Origin of the sequence: Cytobacillus sp. Bac17 (assembly GCF_024519925.1) — a bacterium.
Taxonomy (GTDB): Bacteria; Bacillota; Bacilli; order Bacillales; family Cytobacillaceae; genus Cytobacillus; species Cytobacillus pseudoceanisediminis.
Map to the genome: position 1 here is coordinate 49779 of NZ_JALJRC010000009.1, position 17337 is coordinate 67115.

At 40.8% G+C, this 17337-nt stretch carries 11 protein-coding genes; 3 read left to right on the forward strand and 8 right to left on the reverse strand.

What is annotated here, in order from left to right; all coding sequences use genetic code 11:
* Window position 1: 1 nt before the first annotated feature.
* The gene (locus NR125_RS12970; protein WP_009331268.1) at window positions 2-1285 is read right to left on the reverse strand and encodes a carbohydrate ABC transporter permease; all 1284 of its coding nucleotides are present in this window, start codon (window positions 1283-1285) and stop codon (window positions 2-4) included.
* A 300-nt stretch (window positions 1286-1585) separates the two neighbouring features.
* Window positions 1586-2878 carry an extracellular solute-binding protein gene (locus tag NR125_RS12975; protein ID WP_009331269.1) on the reverse strand — a complete coding sequence of 431 codons (1293 nt, stop codon included), beginning with the start codon at window positions 2876-2878 and terminating at the stop codon, window positions 1586-1588.
* Between the two features lie 317 nt (window positions 2879-3195).
* Here NR125_RS12975 and NR125_RS12980 point away from each other — a divergent pair, with 317 nt between their 5' ends.
* Together NR125_RS12980 and NR125_RS12985 are read left to right on the forward strand one after the other, a co-directional pair.
* Entirely contained in the window at window positions 3196-4965 is a 1770-nt protein-coding gene (locus NR125_RS12980; RefSeq protein ID WP_192908346.1) for an alpha-glycosidase, read from the forward strand.
* 125 nt (window positions 4966-5090) lie between these two features.
* On the forward strand, window positions 5091-6440 hold the full coding sequence (locus tag NR125_RS12985; RefSeq protein WP_009331271.1) for an MATE family efflux transporter: 1350 nt from the start codon (window positions 5091-5093) through the stop codon (window positions 6438-6440).
* Between the two features lie 176 nt (window positions 6441-6616).
* Here NR125_RS12985 and asnB read toward each other — a convergent pair whose 3' ends face one another.
* Window positions 6617-8464, reverse strand: coding sequence for an asparagine synthase (glutamine-hydrolyzing) (asnB, locus tag NR125_RS12990; protein WP_071157557.1), 1848 nt, complete (start codon window positions 8462-8464; stop codon window positions 6617-6619).
* 157 nt (window positions 8465-8621) lie between these two features.
* Here asnB and NR125_RS12995 point away from each other — a divergent pair, with 157 nt between their 5' ends.
* Window positions 8622-9185, forward strand: coding sequence for a DUF2777 domain-containing protein (locus NR125_RS12995; protein WP_009331273.1), 564 nt, complete (start codon window positions 8622-8624; stop codon window positions 9183-9185).
* 355 nt (window positions 9186-9540) lie between these two features.
* Here NR125_RS12995 and NR125_RS13000 read toward each other — a convergent pair whose 3' ends face one another.
* The 5 genes from NR125_RS13000 to NR125_RS13020 all read right to left on the reverse strand — a co-directional run bounded on the left by NR125_RS13000 (window position 9541) and on the right by NR125_RS13020 (window position 17189).
* Window positions 9541-12462, reverse strand: a complete 2922-nt coding sequence (locus NR125_RS13000) for a bifunctional diguanylate cyclase/phosphodiesterase (RefSeq protein WP_192908344.1) — start codon at window positions 12460-12462, stop codon at window positions 9541-9543.
* A gap of 203 nt (window positions 12463-12665) precedes the next feature.
* Complete coding sequence (locus NR125_RS13005) at window positions 12666-13022, reverse strand: YisL family protein (RefSeq protein WP_009331275.1); 357 nt, start codon at window positions 13020-13022, stop codon at window positions 12666-12668.
* 195 nt (window positions 13023-13217) lie between these two features.
* Entirely contained in the window at window positions 13218-14126 is a 909-nt protein-coding gene (locus NR125_RS13010) for a fumarylacetoacetate hydrolase family protein (protein WP_192908343.1), read from the reverse strand.
* A gap of 84 nt (window positions 14127-14210) precedes the next feature.
* The gene (locus NR125_RS13015; protein WP_192908342.1) at window positions 14211-15398 is read right to left on the reverse strand and encodes a DUF418 domain-containing protein; all 1188 of its coding nucleotides are present in this window, start codon (window positions 15396-15398) and stop codon (window positions 14211-14213) included.
* A 198-nt stretch (window positions 15399-15596) separates the two neighbouring features.
* Window positions 15597-17189 (reverse strand): long-chain-fatty-acid--CoA ligase, encoded by a 1593-nt coding sequence (locus NR125_RS13020; protein WP_009331279.1) that lies wholly within the window; start codon window positions 17187-17189, stop codon window positions 15597-15599.
* Window positions 17190-17337 lie beyond the last annotated feature (148 nt).

The window sequence follows — 17337 nt, forward strand, 5'->3', positions numbered from 1 at the left end:
GCTACATCAAATCCTCTTCTTGGAATGATTTTGTTCTTCTAAACTGCCATAGGGCTACCGTGATGACTATGAGTGATAGGATCATGGTAACTGCAGCGGCTTTGCCGTATTGGGCAGAAGTCATTGTCAGTTTATAAATCCAGGATATAAGAATATCCGAACCGCCGGCATTTTGGCCCGGAATGGCCGGTCCCCCGCCATTGAACAAGAAGATAACATTAAAGTTGTTGAAGTTGAATGTATACTGAGTAATGATAATGGGTGCCGTTGCAAAAAGAACCAGCGGCAGAGTGATTTTTGTGAATTTCTGCAGGATCGTTGCACCATCCACTGTTGCAGCTTCATAAAGCTCATCCGGAATGGACTGCAGCACACCTGTTGTCATAGCAAAAATGAACGGGAATCCAAGCCATGACTGAATGAAAATTAATGCTAAACGTGTCCAATTTTCCTCTGTCATCCATGGAACAGGACCGATGCCAATTGCATCCAGAATCGTTTTATTAATCACACCAAATGTCTCATTGAACATCCCTGAGAAAATCAGGATCGATATAAATGCAGGAACTGCCCAAGGGAGAATGAAAATTGTTCGGATAATCGCTTTCCCTTTAAGATCCTTCTGGTTAACGAGAATTGCCAGGAAAATACCCAGAGCTACCTGCAAAGAGGTAGCTACAAAAGTCCAGACTATTGTCCAGCCCATTACGCCAAAGAAGGTTTTTCTCCATAAATCCAGCTTGAAGATATCGATAAAATTCTGAATGCCAACCCAATCTACCAGTTTTGCAGGCGGAGAATGATATAGATCATAGTTTGTAAATGCAAGAAGAACTACGAATAAGATAGGAAAAATAACTACGAAAACTAAGAGAAAAAATCCTGGTGATATCATTAAATATGGAAAACCATTATCAAGGAGATTGTGGTACTGTTCCCTGACACTGTTTAATTTCAGCCCCAAATCACGTTTTTTTCCATTATTATATGCATCATAAATATTGAAAGCATATATGATAAGTCCCAATGCTGTTACAATCAGTGCGATAATTCCATCGATCAGGAGAAAAATTGAGTGGTCCAGAACTGGAATTTCCCCCAGTGTAATAAGTCCCCAGAATCCCCAATTTAGTGTGTCATAGAATGCTGCAAAGAACGAAACAGTAAGAATTAAGAATATGGCACCTTTCACGAATTGTTTATTATAAAACTGTCCAAATCCAGGCAGGATGGATAATAGAGCAGCATTTCTTCCATGATTGGATGTCATTTTTTTTGTTTCCATATGGCTGTGGCCTCCCCTTTCTTTATAGGAGAAAGTATTTTCTATTATTATAATTCATTTCCAAAATAATAGCGGCTGTTTTTGTGCAAACGGTTGCTTTAAAGAGGAACAGGAAAGCGGCTTCTGCCGCTTCAATTTAAAGATATGAATGTATTAATTCTGAAGTTGATTAACTGTCTAGCTCCAGACGACAGCGGCTCTTGGAGCTAAGCCGAAGCGGGCTCCTTCTACTTTTTTTGGCATTATATAAAAATGATGGGCAATACCTCCTGGGAGGTACCGCCCTTTGTCTGTCAAGATTTACTTGGCAGGGTGATTTGTTTCGATATTTGTTTTAATCGTTTTTACTGCATCGTCAAGTGCTGCCTTTGGTTCAGCTTTTCCTGTTGCAATCGTTTGAAGTGCAGAGGCCATTGGTCCCCAGACTTCAGCCATTTCAGGAATGTTTGGCATTGGAACAGCATATTGAGATTGCTCTGCGACTGCTTTTGCAGCTTCATTGTCTGCAATTACAGGATCTTCAATAAGAGATTTTACAGGAGGGATTTCCTGAGTTGTCTCGAAACGGATTTTTGAGTTTTCTTCATTTGTAATATGCTCAACAAATTTTGTTGCCCAATAAGGGTTTTTAGTGAATGCAGTTACATGCCAGCCTTTAACACCCATGAATGTTTTAACAGGCTCACCGTTAGGAAGCTTTGGCATTACAGAAACTCCAACATCAATTCCTGCATCCTTCATGCCTTGAAGTGCCCATGGACCATTCATAACAGAAGCAGCTTTTCCTTCATTGAATAAGCCATCCATTGCTGCTCCGCCACTTTCCCCGATGATTCCTTTAGGGAATAAGCCCTCACTGTACCATTTTTGAATGAACTCAGCACCTTCAACAGCGCCTTCGTTGTTTAAGCCTACATCTTCACGGTCTAATGCACCGTCATTTTCCTTGAAAACATATCCGCCCATGCCAGCAATAGGTCCGTGTGCGAAATAGAAGTTATCGAATAGAGCCAGGAATCCGTACTGTCCGCCAGCCGTCAATTCTTTAGCTTGAGTGTAAAGCTCATCCATTGTTTCAGGAGCTTTTTCCATTAATGCTTTATTATAGATGAATACTGGTGTTTCAGTTGCTTTTGGAAGACCATATAATTTTCCGTCAAACATTTGAGCAGTGATGGATGATTCTGTGAAAGTATCAAGAACACTGTCTTCTACCTGGATTTCCTGAAGAAGACCTTCAGTTACAACCTGGCCAATCTGGTCATGAGGAAGTGTAACAACGTCAGGTGCATTTCCCGCAGGTCCATCAAGTCTTAATTGGTCACGGATCTTATCTGCCATGCCCAACTCTTTAAATTCAACTTTAATTCCATATTCTTTTTCAAAAGACTCAATGGCAGGCTTTAAAGCTATGCCTTTATCTGTGTCTTCCCAAACTACTAATTTTTCCGGTTTTGGCTCTTCAGCCTGGTTTTCGCTTGTGCCGTTATCTTTATCTGTGTTTTCCGGCTGTGCCTCACGCTGAGGACCGCAAGCTGCCAGCATTCCGATCACTAATACCAGCATCATAAAGAAAGATAGTGACTTTTTCATGATATTGCCCCCTTTAAATAAATCTGTTGAGTAATGCAAAAAGTACAACCGTTTGCACAAAAGTGTAAACGCTTTTATCTATTTCTAAAAAATATGAGCGTTCACTTAAACTATTACCCAATGAAACCGCTTAATGAAAACGATTGCACAATTTCTAATTTTTATTATACAAGGTTTTTGGGCTTTTACAACTACTTTTTTCTAAATATTTTTAAGCGAAAATTAATTTCAAAAGATTGATACTCATTTCTATACTATATTTTCATTTCTTTCATATGGTATAATGCAAGCGATTGCACTTTGAAAGGGGAATTTCAATGGAAAAAGCAGCTATCATACATTATCCTGCTGATCATTATGTTTATCCCATCAGCAAGAAAACCTTACATATTAGACTGCAAACAAAGAAAGAAGATGTTTCTGAAGTCACTTTAATACACGGTGACCAATATCTTTGGGCAGATGGAAAATGGCAGTATGAAAAAACGGAAATGAAGAAATCCGGATCTGATGGCATTCATGATTATTGGCATGTATATATTGACCCGCCACATAGAAGATCCAGATATGGCTTTCAATTAAAGTCTGGTGAAGAAAAATTAATTTTGACCGAAAAAGGTTTTTACGAGGAGGCTCCTTCTGATTCAGGTTATTATTTCAACTTTCCTTATCTGCATCCTGAAGAAGTATTTAAAGCTCCTTCCTGGGTGAAGGATACAGTCTGGTATCAGATTTTCCCAGAAAGATTTGCTAACGGGAATCGCGGCAATGACCCCGAAGGAGTTCTTCCCTGGGGCAGTGAACAGCCTTCTAAGGATAACTTTTTTGGCGGTGATTTTGAAGGTGTCATTGAACATCTTGATTATCTTCACGAGCTTGGCATCACCGGCATCTATTTCACGCCTGTTTTTAAGGCATTTTCCAACCATAAATATGATACAATAGATTATCTGGAAATTGATCCCCAGTTCGGTTCAAAGGATACATTAAAAAGACTGGTTGCAGAATGCCATAAGCGGGATATTAGAGTGATGCTCGATGCTGTTTTCAACCATAGCGGATACTATTTTCCCCCTTTCCAGGATGTGCTTGAGAAAGGAGAAAAATCAAGATATAAAGATTGGTTCCATCCTCATAGTTTCCCGCTAAAAGGCGGGGAGTATCCTAATTATGAGACCTTCGCTTTTGTTGAGCAGATGCCAAAGCTGAATACACATAATCCAGAGGTAAAAAATTATTTGCTCAAAGTGGCCAGTTACTGGATTGAAGAATTTGATATCGACGGCTGGCGGCTGGATGTGGCCAATGAAGTTGACCATCAGTTCTGGCGTGAATTCAGACAGACTGTTAAACGAATTAAACCAGATCTCTATATTTTAGGGGAAATCTGGCACAATTCTATGCCCTGGCTGCGCGGAGACCAGTTCGATGCTGTCATGAATTATCCTTTTACCACGAACTTGCTTAATTTAATTGCAAAAAAATCCATTACCGGAACTGAATTCGCCAACAATATGACCGCTGAAATCCACAGCTACCCGGCCAATGTCTATGAAGCTGCATTCAATCTGGTTGGAAGCCATGATACACCCAGAATTTTAACGGAATGCAAAGAGGATAAAGACAGGGTAAAACTTATTTATACACTTTTATTTACCTTTATGGGTTCACCATGCATATATTATGGTGATGAAATTGGGCTAAGCGGTGAAATGGATCCCGGCTGCAGAAAATGCATGGAATGGGATGAGGAAAAACAGGATCGTGATTTACATTCTCATATTCAAAGGCTGATTAAGCTGCGGAAAGAGGAAAAGCTGCTGGCAAATGATGGCCATTTTGAATTTATTCAAACTGATTCTAATGTAGTTGCCTACCGCAAATACGATGACTTTAAAACAATCATCGTGCTCGCCAATCCTGCGGATGAAAATGCGGAAGTTACTTTGCCTTATCCGCTGAAAGGTGTAAAAGTTACTAATATGCTTACAGACGAAGAATTTGCAGCAGAAGCGGAGAACCTTAAAGTTCAGCTTGATGGGTTTGGGTTTGAAATCCTGTCCTTCCCCGCCAGCTTCAATAAATAGGAAACCTGATTGAAGTAAGGAAAGTTCTTAAGGGCAAGACCTTAAGGCTTTTCTTTTTTCGTTTTTAATTGTCGTCGGCCCCTCCTATTTACATGAAAATTTATTTACAAACAGGGAGAATAACCATGACTAAGAACCAGAAAAAATTGACATTATTTGCATTAACCTGGCCGATCTTTATAGAAATATTGCTTCACATGCTTATGGGGAATGCTGATACGCTTATGCTCTCGCAATATTCGGATGAATCCGTAGCTGCAGTTGGTGTGGCAAATCAGATCCTTTCTCTCGTGATCGTCATGTTTGGATTTGTTGCAACTGGGACGTCCATCCTTATTGCTCAAAATTTAGGTGCAAAAAATAATAAAACAGCTGCTGAAATTTCAATTGTCTCCTTAGGGGCAAACCTTGTATTTGGAATCATCTTAAGTATCCTTCTATATGTATCTGGCAAACCGCTGCTCCGGATGATGGATTTGCCGGTGGAACTTTTAAGCCAGGCAAACGCCTATTTGGTCATCGTTGGCGGCTTATCCTTTGTCCAGGCATTAATTATGACAATTGGAGCCATCATCAGAAGTTATGGGTTTACCAGAGATGTTATGTACATTACCATCGGCATGAACATATTAAATGTTATAGGCAATTACTTATTCATTTTTGGCCCATTCGGCTTTCCTGTATTGGGTGTAGAAGGAGTGGCGATATCCACTGTCATCAGCAGATTGATCGGATTTGCTGCTGCTGTCGCTGTCCTGCTTAGAAGAACAGAAAAAGCGCTTCCGTTCCGCTTACTTTTCCGCTTTCCAAAAAAACATATCAAAAATCTTTTAAGAATTGGGATCCCTTCAGCAGGTGAACATTTATCCTATAATGGGTCGCAGATGGTCATTACCATTTTCATCGCTGCTCTGGGTACAGAAGCTCTGACTGCAAAAGTTTATGCACAAAATATTATGATGTTCATTTTCCTTTTCAGTGTTGCCATCAGCCAGGGCACTCAAATCTTGATAGGCCATATGGTAGGTGGAAAGGATTATGAGGCAGCCTATAAAAGGTGCATGAAAAGTCTGCGCCTTGCCATCATGATTTCGTTCGGAACAGCCGTTATTTTCTCCTTATTCTCAGAAGAATTGATGGGCATATTCACTTCTAATCCAGACATCATAAAGATTGGCAGTGTTCTCATTCTTCTAACCATACTCCTGGAGCCCGGCAGATCGTTTAATTTGGTCGTCATTAACTCCCTCCGCGCAGCCGGCGATGTAAAATTCCCCGTTTATATGGGGATCCTGTCCATGTGGGGTGTAAGCGTCACCCTTTCCTATGTTCTTGGAATTCATTTTGGACTGGGACTTGCCGGCATTTGGATCGCTTTTATTGCCGATGAATGGCTTAGAGGATTACTCATGTTATGGCGCTGGAGATCCAGAGTCTGGGTTAACAAATCGTTTGTGTCATCAAAAGCAGTCTAAATAAGAAAAGCGGAAGCGCCTTGCTCACTGAGGAACGCAGACTAAATACGCCACGTCCTCCCAAAAGCTACCGCTTTCGGGTGTGCGATGTATCGCTGCGGCAGCTTTCCTTATCCTGCGGCAGCGTCTGCATGACCCCCATAATGAAAGCGGCAGTTAAGACTGCCGCTGTTTTTTCATTCTAAAATATTTATATTATAGTCTTTAAACCAAATATGAATCTGTGCAAGGTGTGCTAACAGCTGAGGACCAGTCATAAGCTGCCCAAACCATGGTTCCTGGAATGAGTCACCGCCCGATTCTATTATATTCTTCAGCTGGCTGTAATCAAAGAATTCATACAGAGCGGATGACCGGTCTTCCAGGTATCCAGTGAGCATCTTTTGGACTGCTCCCGTATATTCCGGATTATGCGTTTTGGGGTACGGGCTTTTCTTTCTGTATAAGACTTCATTCGGCAGTATGCCTTCGAGTGCTTTGCGCAGGATTCCTTTTTCGCGGTTTCCATGCATTTTGATCTCCCACGGAATATTCCATACATATTCCACCAATCGATGATCGGCAAAAGGCACCCGGACTTCAAGGCTCGCCCCCATGCTCATTCTGTCCTTACGGTCCAAAAGGGTCGTCATAAAGTAAATCATATTAATATAGAAAAGTTCTCTCCTGCTTGCGTCTTCCTTGCTTTCCCCGTCTAAGGCAGGGGTTTCAGAGATTGCCTGAAGATATTTTTCCATGGCATAGTCATGGATATTTAATTTCTTCCTCCAATCTTCTTTCAATAGCCCCTGTCTGGCTTCGAGCGACCTCATCCACGGGAAGCCCTTACGCTTTAAGTCTTCCTCTCTATGGAACCATGGATAGCCGCCAAATATTTCATCCGCGCATTCACCTGATAAGCTTACAACAAAATCCTTTTTTATTTCCCTGCAAAACCATAGCAGGGAGGAATCGACATCAGCCATGCCCGGAAGATCCCTTACATGCACGGATTCGATTAAATCCTCTGCCAGCTTCTGCTGGGTGATTATACAGCTGTTATGTCTCGTATTAAAGGACTGGGACATTTTTCGGATAAATGCTCCATCCGAATTGGGCTGAAACTCATTTGCCTTGAAAAACTCTTCATTTCCCTCATAATCTATCGAATAAGTGTTCAATTGGCCCTTTCCATCTCTTTCGTAAGCTTTTGCCGCAATAGCGGTAATCGCACTCGAATCCACACCGCCGGAAAGGAACGTGCATAAAGGGACATCCGAGACCAGCTGCCTTGTTACAGCATCCGTAAATAATTCTCTCACTCGTTCAGCAGTTTCCTCAACATTATCCCCATGATGCGCACTTTTTACATTCCAATAACGCCATACCTTCAGTCCATTTCTCGAAAAGGTCAGCGCATGTGCAGGCCTTAATTCATCAATGCCTCTGAAAACTCCTGACCCTGGGGATCTTGATGGCCCCAGTCCAAAAACTTCTGCCAGACCTTCCCTGCCGATTTCAGCCTTAACATCAGGATGGGCCAAAATAGCCTTCAATTCAGATCCGAATATAATGCCCTGCTTCGTTTCTCTATAAAATAAAGGTTTTACCCCTAAACGGTCCCTGCCTATAAATAATTGTTCTTTCTTCTCATCCCATACAGCGAAAGCATAGATGCCATTCAAAAATTGAAGGCAATTTTCTCCCCATTCTATATAAGAAGTCAGCAAAACCTCAGTGTCAGAATGGCCATCAAACGAATATCCTTTTATAAGGAGTTCTTTACGGAGATCCTCCGTATTATAAAGCTCTCCATTATAGCAAATTGTATAGCGGTTTTGATGTTTTTCCCTAGTCATTGGCTGTTTTCCGCCTGCCGGGTCTACAACAATTAACCTTTTATGGCCGAATCCAGCATGCACATCTGTCCATATGTTTGTTTCATCTGGACCCCGCTTTGCCAGCGTATCCGCCATTTTTCCAATTGCTGCCGTTTCTTTTCTCATATCTTTTTGGAAATCAATCCAGCCGGTAATTCCACACATTTTACATCATCCTTTCAAAGCGGAATCGCATGGGCACATTTTTCATGATGCTATTGTATGCACAGCCTAGAAAAAAGTTAATTGTCCACATACAAGCGGTTATAAAAATCGCCAAAACTGTCTAAAAAGAAGTTGAGGAAGTTAATGGAGGTTTTATATGAATAGACAGCAGCGAACAAAGCTTATTGAATATCAATCCCGTGCTTTTACAGAAGGCACTGTAGAGTATATTAATGAACAATGGGTTTTTTTCGACCATGAAACAGATGAAGCATCATTATTGGATGAATTCCTCCATCAGGAAATGGAAATATTTCGCTTTAAACGGTGGAAGAAAGGCATTTTATTTGAGGATGGCAAAGTGGCCTTTGATGATGAAATATTCCACTTAAAGAATCAGGACTCGATCCGCATCCGAAAACATCTTGTTTTCTCCCTCGAGAGATTACTGGAGGAAATGAATGATGATGCCTTTTACCAGTTCGTAACCACTTTAAATTCCATGCAATTTTCGGTTTATGACTGTATTTATTGCTATAATCAGCTGGCATTTTTCAATGATAAAGACAGAAAAAGCGGTGTGAATTTTATCGTTTTTGATAATCAGGATCATATTTGCAATGTGCAGCACCATTTTTGCTATTATGAAAAAATGAGTGATCGGTTTGAATTTACCTTAAACAGCGGAAAAAGAATGGTTATTGAAAAGATTTCTTCATAAGAAATGCGGAAGCGCCTTGACCACGAAGGAAAGCAGACTAAGAACGCCACGTCCTCCCAAAAGCTAACGCTTTCGGTCGTGCGAAGTATCGCTTCCGTAGCTTTCCTTGTCCTGTGGCAACGTCTGCATGACCTGCATCCTGCGGGCCTCAGGCATAAGCCGTTTCCTTTCAGAAGGTGTTCTTCCTTCTGAAAGGAAACGGCTTATGACCCTGAGTCCCTATGAGCCGAAACAACACAAGCTTGTGATCTCGAGGGGGTAGTCAGATTGCACTAGTTCGACGTTCAAAATCTTATACTTTTTTCATAAAAAAACAGCAGCCTGCCTTTAATGGCGGTGCTGCTGTTTCTTTATTCTAGCTGTGCGTTTGGGCATATTTAGATAAGCCTTCCTCAAACTCACTGGTCATAAGCGGCTTATGAATATAGAAGCCTTGTGCATAATGGCATTTCAATTCTTTTAACAGCTCAATCTGCTCCTGTGTTTCCACCCCTTCTGCCACGACTTTAACAGCAAGTCCGTGTCCCATGGTGATGATGGCTTTTACAATGGCAACATCGGATGTGTTTAATCGCAGATTATTAATAAAAGACCGATCGATCTTTAATGTATTGATTGGAAGGTCCTTTAAATAACTTAGGGAAGAATAGCCTGTGCCAAAATCATCAATTGATACTTTGACTCCTATATTCTGCAGCGACTGCATGACTTGTATACTGTGCTCAACATTTCTAAGCATCGTGCTCTCCGTCAGCTCCAATGTTAAATATTGCGGCTCCATACCGGAAAGTTCCAATGCCATCTTAACTTCTTGAAGAAATCCTGGCTGCTGGAATTGATAGGCCGATACATTCACAGAGATGGAAAGCGATTTATAGCCAAGCATTTGCCAACGTTTATTCTGTTTACAAGCCGACCGCAATACCCAGCCGCCGATATCCTTAATGAGACCTGTCTCTTCTGCAAGAGGAATAAATTCACCGGGTGAAACAAGTCCAAGTTTTGGATGATTCCAGCGGATTAGGGCTTCGCTCCCGTATAAATTGCCAGTTTCAAGATCAATTAAGGGCTGATAGCATAGAAAGAATTCATTTTTCTGCAAAGCTTTTCTTAAGTAGCTTTCAAGCTCAAGTCTGACCATTGCCTGCTGATTCATTTCCATTGAGAAAAAGGTGACCCTGTTTCCTCCCTGCTGCTTGGAGCGATTTGTGGCAATATCCGCATTTTTCAGCAGCAAATGCTCATCGGCCCCATCATCTGGATGCAGGCTCGCACCAATGCTGGCAGTGACAATAAACTCCTGATTCGACTGAGATATAGGATGCGATATTTCATCTAATATCTTTTTGGAGACATTCATAACCTTCTCGATAGTTGCTTCCCTTGATAATACTAAAGTAAACTTATCACCGCTGAACCTTCCCAAATAAGAACCCGATGGCAAAACCCTTTCTATTCTTTCGGAAATTTCCTTTAACACCATATCCCCAGCAAAGTGACCCAGACTATCATTTATGATTTTAAATCGGTCGATATCAATAGAAAGAACGGCAATTTTCTTCTGTTTTTTTCTGGCTCTCTTTAATTGCATTTCCAATTGTTCTGTAAACTTCATTCTGTTTGGCAGCCCCGTATCCCGGTCAAAAAAAGCCAGTTCTGTTATCTTCTCTTCAATCTTTTTCTGTTCTGTAATATTTCTGCCAATTCCATAAATACCTACACATTCCCCATTAACAGTAATCGGAATATTTTTGAGCTGAAAAAGATTGGTTTCGCCAGATTTTGTATTGATATAAACGTTATAATATTGCTCTTTCCCTCTTAACGCCCGGTAAAAGTGCATTCTGACCCTTGGCACATCCGCATCACGCACATATGAAAGAGCTGTTTTTCCGATTATTTCATCCTGCATGAACCCAAAAGTTTTCTCGAATGCAGGGTTAATACTTGTGAAATTCCCCTTCAAATCGGTTGAATAAACAAAATCTGCATTATTATCAAATAGAGATTTATAATATTGTTCAGACATTTTCAGACTGCTGTTTAATGCATTAATATCATCCTGAGAAGCATGCATTAAATGAGTCAAAGAAGTAATCGTTTTAAATTGGGCCGTCTTTTCATAAGAATATAGTTTTGGCTGATTCTTTTTTGATTCAGCAACATTTTCTGATAGAGCAAGATATGTAAGAGAATGTCCGACCATCTGCGGCACTCTGCCTTTTCGGAAAGAAATTTCCCCGTATGAAAAGAACCCATTCGCCGGGGCTATCCCCTGGAACATCTCCAGTTCTTTTTCCGTAAAATCTCTTGCAAACTGTTTTCGTGCCATACAATTGTATATAAATATGCTTTCAGGAGCTAACTGGTCAAGCTCTTTTAATTCCTGTAAAGACCGTTCAATGATGTCTTCCAGATTAGCATAAGCAAACGTGAGTGTGTCTCCTTCTTCAACCTTCCTGTTTACTTTAATAGCACCATTTTCGAGTGGTTTTATAATAAAAACAGAAACTTTTTCCCCGCGGTACTTTAACAGGAAAGGGAATTCAGTACCTGATTCCGGTAAATCCTTAATAAAAGCCTCACCCAAATAGTGCTTTAGAATATTTAAGGGCTTCTTATGATCTAAGGAATAGATGATAGATCCTTCGGCCTTTGTAACAGTAAAGCTTTTTCCAATCTCCTGCCACTGATAATTTGCAAACGGACGGACTGAAAGATGGCCGCTTTGAAGCGCAACTGCTGCAAGCCCATCGCTGGTGAGTCCATCTTGAGTAAAAGCTAAGCCCTCCTGAAATAAGCCATTATCTCCCGCAAGGCCCCCTGAAATCACTATATCTGGATGGGTTTCATTAATCCCCTCCAGCAAGGCTGTGGAATCTACATCAAATCCAGCAGGGAAAATAATTACAGCTTCTGTATTGAAGATAGCAAGTTCCCGTGCTAAGGTCTTGCCCATTTCATAACTATTCTTAAAATCAGTCCTGTTAAACAGGAAAGATTTTAATTCTGTTTTTTCAAAGACAGTAAAGCAGATCACTGTTTGTTTTTCCGTAATCCGGCCTTCATGAATTTCACCAGAAGTCGAACAGCCTGCTATTTGTGCAAATGGAAGCTTGTCTGCCAGTTCTTTTTGAAGTTTCGCGATATTTAGACTTTCAGGGTTTCCTGTAAAAACCTGCACCAGCAAATTAGGATATTCATCTAATTCGTTCAAGTCTATAAATCTATTCAGCTGGCTGGTATTCTTATATAAACATGAAATCGTCTTTGCCATAAAAACCCACCATCACAGTAAGATCATTAGAAAAATGCCAGTTACCCGCTAAAGGAACGCTCCTTATACAGCAGAGACTCCCATTTCTAATTTTTTATCATAGAGTTAGTTATATTTTTAAATTACCATATTTAGTGAAGTCATGACATGACAAAATTAGAAAAAGCTGCCTTTTTGGCAGCTTTCTCAAAAAATATCTTTATTTACGTCATAAATGTTAATGGCAATTTAACAAAGCCTAAATATAAAACCAAAATTAAAGCAACAACAAACTGCCCCCATAAAATAGATGTCTTTTTCCCTTTAACAGTTCGGATAATAATCATTTCAAACATAGCTATTACCCAAATGCCTACCAGGGACTTCAGCACATAAAGAAGGTCAATGCTGTTAAGGCTGCTTAAAATCCAAACCCCTGTTCCAATAATCAGCAAATAGAACAGTCTCAAGATCATGTGAACGACTTTTAAACCTTTTTGCTTGCCGCTTTTATGCATCATAAGGGCAATAATAAATAAAACTAGTGCCAAAAACCAAGTTGTTATATGGGCATGTATCATTCCAGTGCCTCCTATAGTAAAATTCGATACCATCATACCATATTGGCATAGAAAATCCTAAAATTATGGTGCTGCTAAGATCATTTAAGAACAACTTTGTGAACTATTTAAGGCAATATGTGATATTTTTCATGGACACTCTGAAAATATAAATTAATACGTAATGGCCTGTGATTTTGTACACAGGCCACCTGTTTATTTTTCTATACAATTTGTTAGAGTTCCTATTTTTTCAACTGTAATTTCCACTTTATCTCCCGGCTGAAGAAAGCGTGGAGGCTTGAAGCCTTTGCCTACACCTGCGGGAGTTCCAGTAGCAATAATATCTCCCGGCTCAAGGGTCATGCCTTTTGACAGGACCGAGATGATTTCTTCGATTGGGAAGATAAAGTTCTCAGTATTTGAACTTTGTCTCAATTCTCCGTTTACCTTTGTTTGAATATCAAGCTGATTCGGGTTTTCAATTGCAGATGAATGGACGATCCATGGACCCATCGGGCATGTGGCATCCAGGCTTTTTCCGATAAAAAATTGCTTATGGCGTGACTGCAGATCCCTTGCTGTCACATCATTAATAATGGTATAGCCAAAGATGTGATCCAATGCTTCTTCTTTGGGGATAGCCCGTCCTTTTTTTCCGATTACAACGGCAAGCTCTCCTTCATAATCCAGCTCTGCTGTAACATTATGATGATTTAATACCGTTTCATTATGGCCTATTACCGTTGTTGGCGATTTCGTAAATACCATTATATGCTCAGGAATGTCTTCTTTGCTTCCCATCTCAATTGCATGCTCGGCATAATTCTTGCCTACACAAAAGATATTCTTATCGGGACGGGGAATCGGGGCCTCCAATGCAACAGAAGCGAGCGGCCGGAAGAGTTCTTCCCTGCCGGGATTGCTGCTTAGCCAATCTTTTAATCTATGTACCTTCTCAATGAACTTATCTCCTAAGGCAATACATTCCTTCAAAGCCGCTGGCAAATCACTTTTGCCTTCCATTTTTACTAAAGCTGCATTTAGCGGAACAACCTTTGTGCCGGTTCCGTCCAATAAACCTGCCACACTTCCGCTGCCATCCTTAAAAGTAACAAACTTCATTCCCATCACCTCATTTTATTTTTCACTTTTTTAGTATAATATAAATTTTCAGATTTTTGGACTATTTATAAGTGAACCCAAATATTAACCCTTTCTCTTCCAACTAGGGATTTTCAAATAGGTGAAGCTCCTCCAAAGCCATTCAATCGGTCCATAATAATAGCGGGCAGCCCAGAAGCGGCTGATTATTACCTGAAAAGCGAAAATGAAAATAACCAGAAGTGTCCCCCAAAAAACAGATACCTTTCCATAGAAACCTAATCCATAACTATAAAAAATAAAAGTCGAGATAATAGACTGGAAAAGATAATTTGAGAGCGAAAGTTTCCCAACATATGAGAGCGGCAGCAGAAATCCGGGACCTTGACCATTTTTTATCATCACTGCTATCCCTAAACCATAAGCAATAGCCAGCAGCGGGCCTCCAAATATATCCTGCACGTAATCCAGTCCCAGATTGCTTTCCATCATGTATGGCAGCAATTTAAACAATACCCCTGCAGCCAAAGAGACCAGCATTATTTTCGTGAGGAATGCACGATTTTTTTCCGGTTCCTCCAGCCATTTCAGCTTGGCAGCTCCTCCTCCTATTAAAAATAAAGGAAAAATAGAGGCAATCATGATAGGCAGTGAAGCAAGATTATTAACTCCTGACCAGTCCTCTGCCCGCTGTACGGTAACCTCAGTAAAGCTTCCATTTTGATAGACCTGTAAAGAAGCTAATGCCGCTTGAGGGTCATAGATTGATAGCTCATCAGCAGGAACAAACAGAACAGTTGCAAAAAACAAAAGGGAAAATAACAGATTGGGAATGATGTAAAGCAATATTCCGGTCAAAAGCATATTTCTTCCGGACATCTTTACAAACAGTAAAAACATAAAGCCAAAGATTGCATAATTAATTAGAATATCCCCATGCCATATGAGAAAAGCGTGAATGATGCCTAACAGCAGCAGAAGGGAAAATCTCCTTGCAGCCATTACTCCAAATCCAAGGCCTTTAGCCAGTGCACTCTCCCTCAGAATGACTAATCCGTAACCGAACAGCATGGAAAATAATGGATAAAAGCTGGCCTGCACAAAGATATCAATAAAAGCATAGGCTGCTTTATCTGCCGGGCTGTCCCACCATTCAAAAGGATCAATGTATAGATATGGCGAATGGAAAGAAAGCATATTAACCAAAAAGATCCCGAGGATGGCAAATCCCCTCATAATATCCAGCGAAATGATCCGATCCTTCTCCAGCACCGGACTGACTTGCCTGTCCATAAAACGCCTCCTTCTTTGGAAAGAAAATCTAACCTTAATGATAGAGAGCAGAATTCTAATTGTCCAGAAAAGAAATGCGGAAGCTCCTTGCCCACGAAGGAACGAGAGACTAAGGGGGCAGGCTGCTTGTGCTAGACAGCTATCATCATTCTTTTTGAAAAAAAGGACCCCAGCAAATGCTGTAGTCCCGGCTTTCAGTTAATTAACAAAACGGCCTGTTTTCCCTTTCAACTCCCAGTAATCATTCCGAAGATGGATTTTTTGGATTTTCCCCGAAGCTGTTTTCGGCAGCTCTTCGACAAAAGTCACTCCCGTTACAGCTTTAAAGTGGGCAAGTTTCTCCCTGGTAAAACTGATAATTTCCTGCTCAGTCAGTGTTTTCCCGTTTCGCAGCACGATGAACGCGTGCGGCGTTTCCCCCCACTTTTCATGAGGTACAGCTATAACGGCTGCTTCCAGTATTGCAGGATGCTCGTATAAAGCCCCTTCAATTTCGATGGATGAGATGTTTTCACCGCCGCTGATAATGATATCCTTTTTACGGTCTACGATATCGATATTTCCGTATTCATCTACATTTGCCATATCACCGGTATGAAGCCAGCCGCCTCGAATAGCTTCCATTGTTGCCTCTTCATTTTTCCAATAGCCTTTCATCACTCCGTTGCTGCGGACAACGACTTCACCGATTTCCAGGCCATTATGGGCCACTTCTTCACCCTGTTCATTAATTACCCTGACTTCACAGCCTATCATCTGGTGTCCTGCCTTTGCTTTCATCCGGTACTGCTGAGCAAGTGGAAGTTCTTTAAGATGAGATCGAATCGTCGATACAGTGCTTAATGGAGATGATTCAGTCATTCCATATACCTGTATGAACTCCCATCCAAGCTCCTTTTCTACTCTTGTTACAAAAGCTGGCGGTGGGGCGGAACCAGCTATAACAACTCTGACATCTTGTTCAACAGCCGGAACAAATTGTTCATAATGCTGCATCAGCGAATTCAGGACTGTAGGAGCCATATGCATGACGGATACTTTATGTTTTTGCACTTCATCAAAAATCCTTTCCGGAGTCGCTTTTCTTATACACACCTGAGAAGCTCCATTTGCCGTGTAATAAAAAGGAGAGCCCCATCCATTCACATGGAACATCGGGAGGACATGAAGCAATACATCCTGATCACTGACCCTTAAATGATGCATAGTTGACAATGCATGCAGGTAATTGTTGCGATGGGTCAGCATGACACCTTTTGGATTGCCTGTTGTACCGCTGGTATATAGAAGGCTGCACACATCATTTTCATCGAGGACTTCCCTCTGATATGGACTGCTGTCCTGGCTGCTGAGCCATGAATCATAATCACTCTCTTCAGTCTCTTCCTCTTTATAATGCACGAAGATTTTTTTCACAGTTTTCAGCTGATCTTTCACGGGAAGTATAAGGTGATAAAGATCCTGGTCTACAAATAGAATTTTGGATTCACTGTGATTTAATATATACAGATAATCTTCCGGCTTCAGCCGTATATTTAGAGGGACGATAATTCCTCCCAGCTGAAAAATGCCATAAAAGCCCTCCAGCATTTCGACGGAATTTGGTGCAAGAAAAGCCACCCTGTCCCCTTTTTCAATCCCTGAAGCCTTTAAGCCATGGGAGAGCTGATTAACTCTCGTATTCAATTCCTCATATGTAAAAACTCGATCATCTGCAAAAATGGCTTTCTTTGAACCGTAAAGAGACACAGCACGATCTAAAAACTGCGTTACTATTAATGGGACATTCATCTTATGGCCACCTCACTGAAAATTTAGTGAATTCTATACTTTCTATATTATCATAAAAAATATGACAGTTTCACCTGAATTTTGTCTGTTATATAACATTTGCAAGCCTTCTTATTAAACGCATTTCAGATATTTGGGCTAATTAATC

What these genes read in the sequence shown, in the direction of transcription:
- NR125_RS12980 (WP_192908346.1), top strand. Translation starts at nt 3,196, where the DNA reads ATGGAAAAAGCAGCTATCATACATTATCCTGCTGATCATTATGTTTAT.
- NR125_RS12985 (WP_009331271.1), top strand. Translation starts at nt 5,091, where the DNA reads ATGACTAAGAACCAGAAAAAATTGACATTATTTGCATTAACCTGGCCG.
- NR125_RS13020 (WP_009331279.1), bottom strand. Translation starts at nt 17,189, where the DNA reads ATGAATGTCCCATTAATAGTAACGCAGTTTTTAGATCGTGCTGTGTCT.
- asnB (WP_071157557.1), bottom strand. Translation starts at nt 8,464, where the DNA reads ATGTGTGGAATTACCGGCTGGATTGATTTCCAAAAAGATATGAGAAAA.
- NR125_RS12975 (WP_009331269.1), bottom strand. Translation starts at nt 2,878, where the DNA reads ATGAAAAAGTCACTATCTTTCTTTATGATGCTGGTATTAGTGATCGGA.
- NR125_RS13010 (WP_192908343.1), bottom strand. Translation starts at nt 14,126, where the DNA reads ATGAAGTTTGTTACTTTTAAGGATGGCAGCGGAAGTGTGGCAGGTTTA.
- NR125_RS13015 (WP_192908342.1), bottom strand. Translation starts at nt 15,398, where the DNA reads ATGGACAGGCAAGTCAGTCCGGTGCTGGAGAAGGATCGGATCATTTCG.
- NR125_RS12970 (WP_009331268.1), bottom strand. Translation starts at nt 1,285, where the DNA reads ATGGAAACAAAAAAAATGACATCCAATCATGGAAGAAATGCTGCTCTA.
- NR125_RS13000 (WP_192908344.1), bottom strand. Translation starts at nt 12,462, where the DNA reads ATGGCAAAGACGATTTCATGTTTATATAAGAATACCAGCCAGCTGAAT.
- NR125_RS13005 (WP_009331275.1), bottom strand. Translation starts at nt 13,022, where the DNA reads ATGATACATGCCCATATAACAACTTGGTTTTTGGCACTAGTTTTATTT.
- NR125_RS12995 (WP_009331273.1), top strand. Translation starts at nt 8,622, where the DNA reads ATGAATAGACAGCAGCGAACAAAGCTTATTGAATATCAATCCCGTGCT.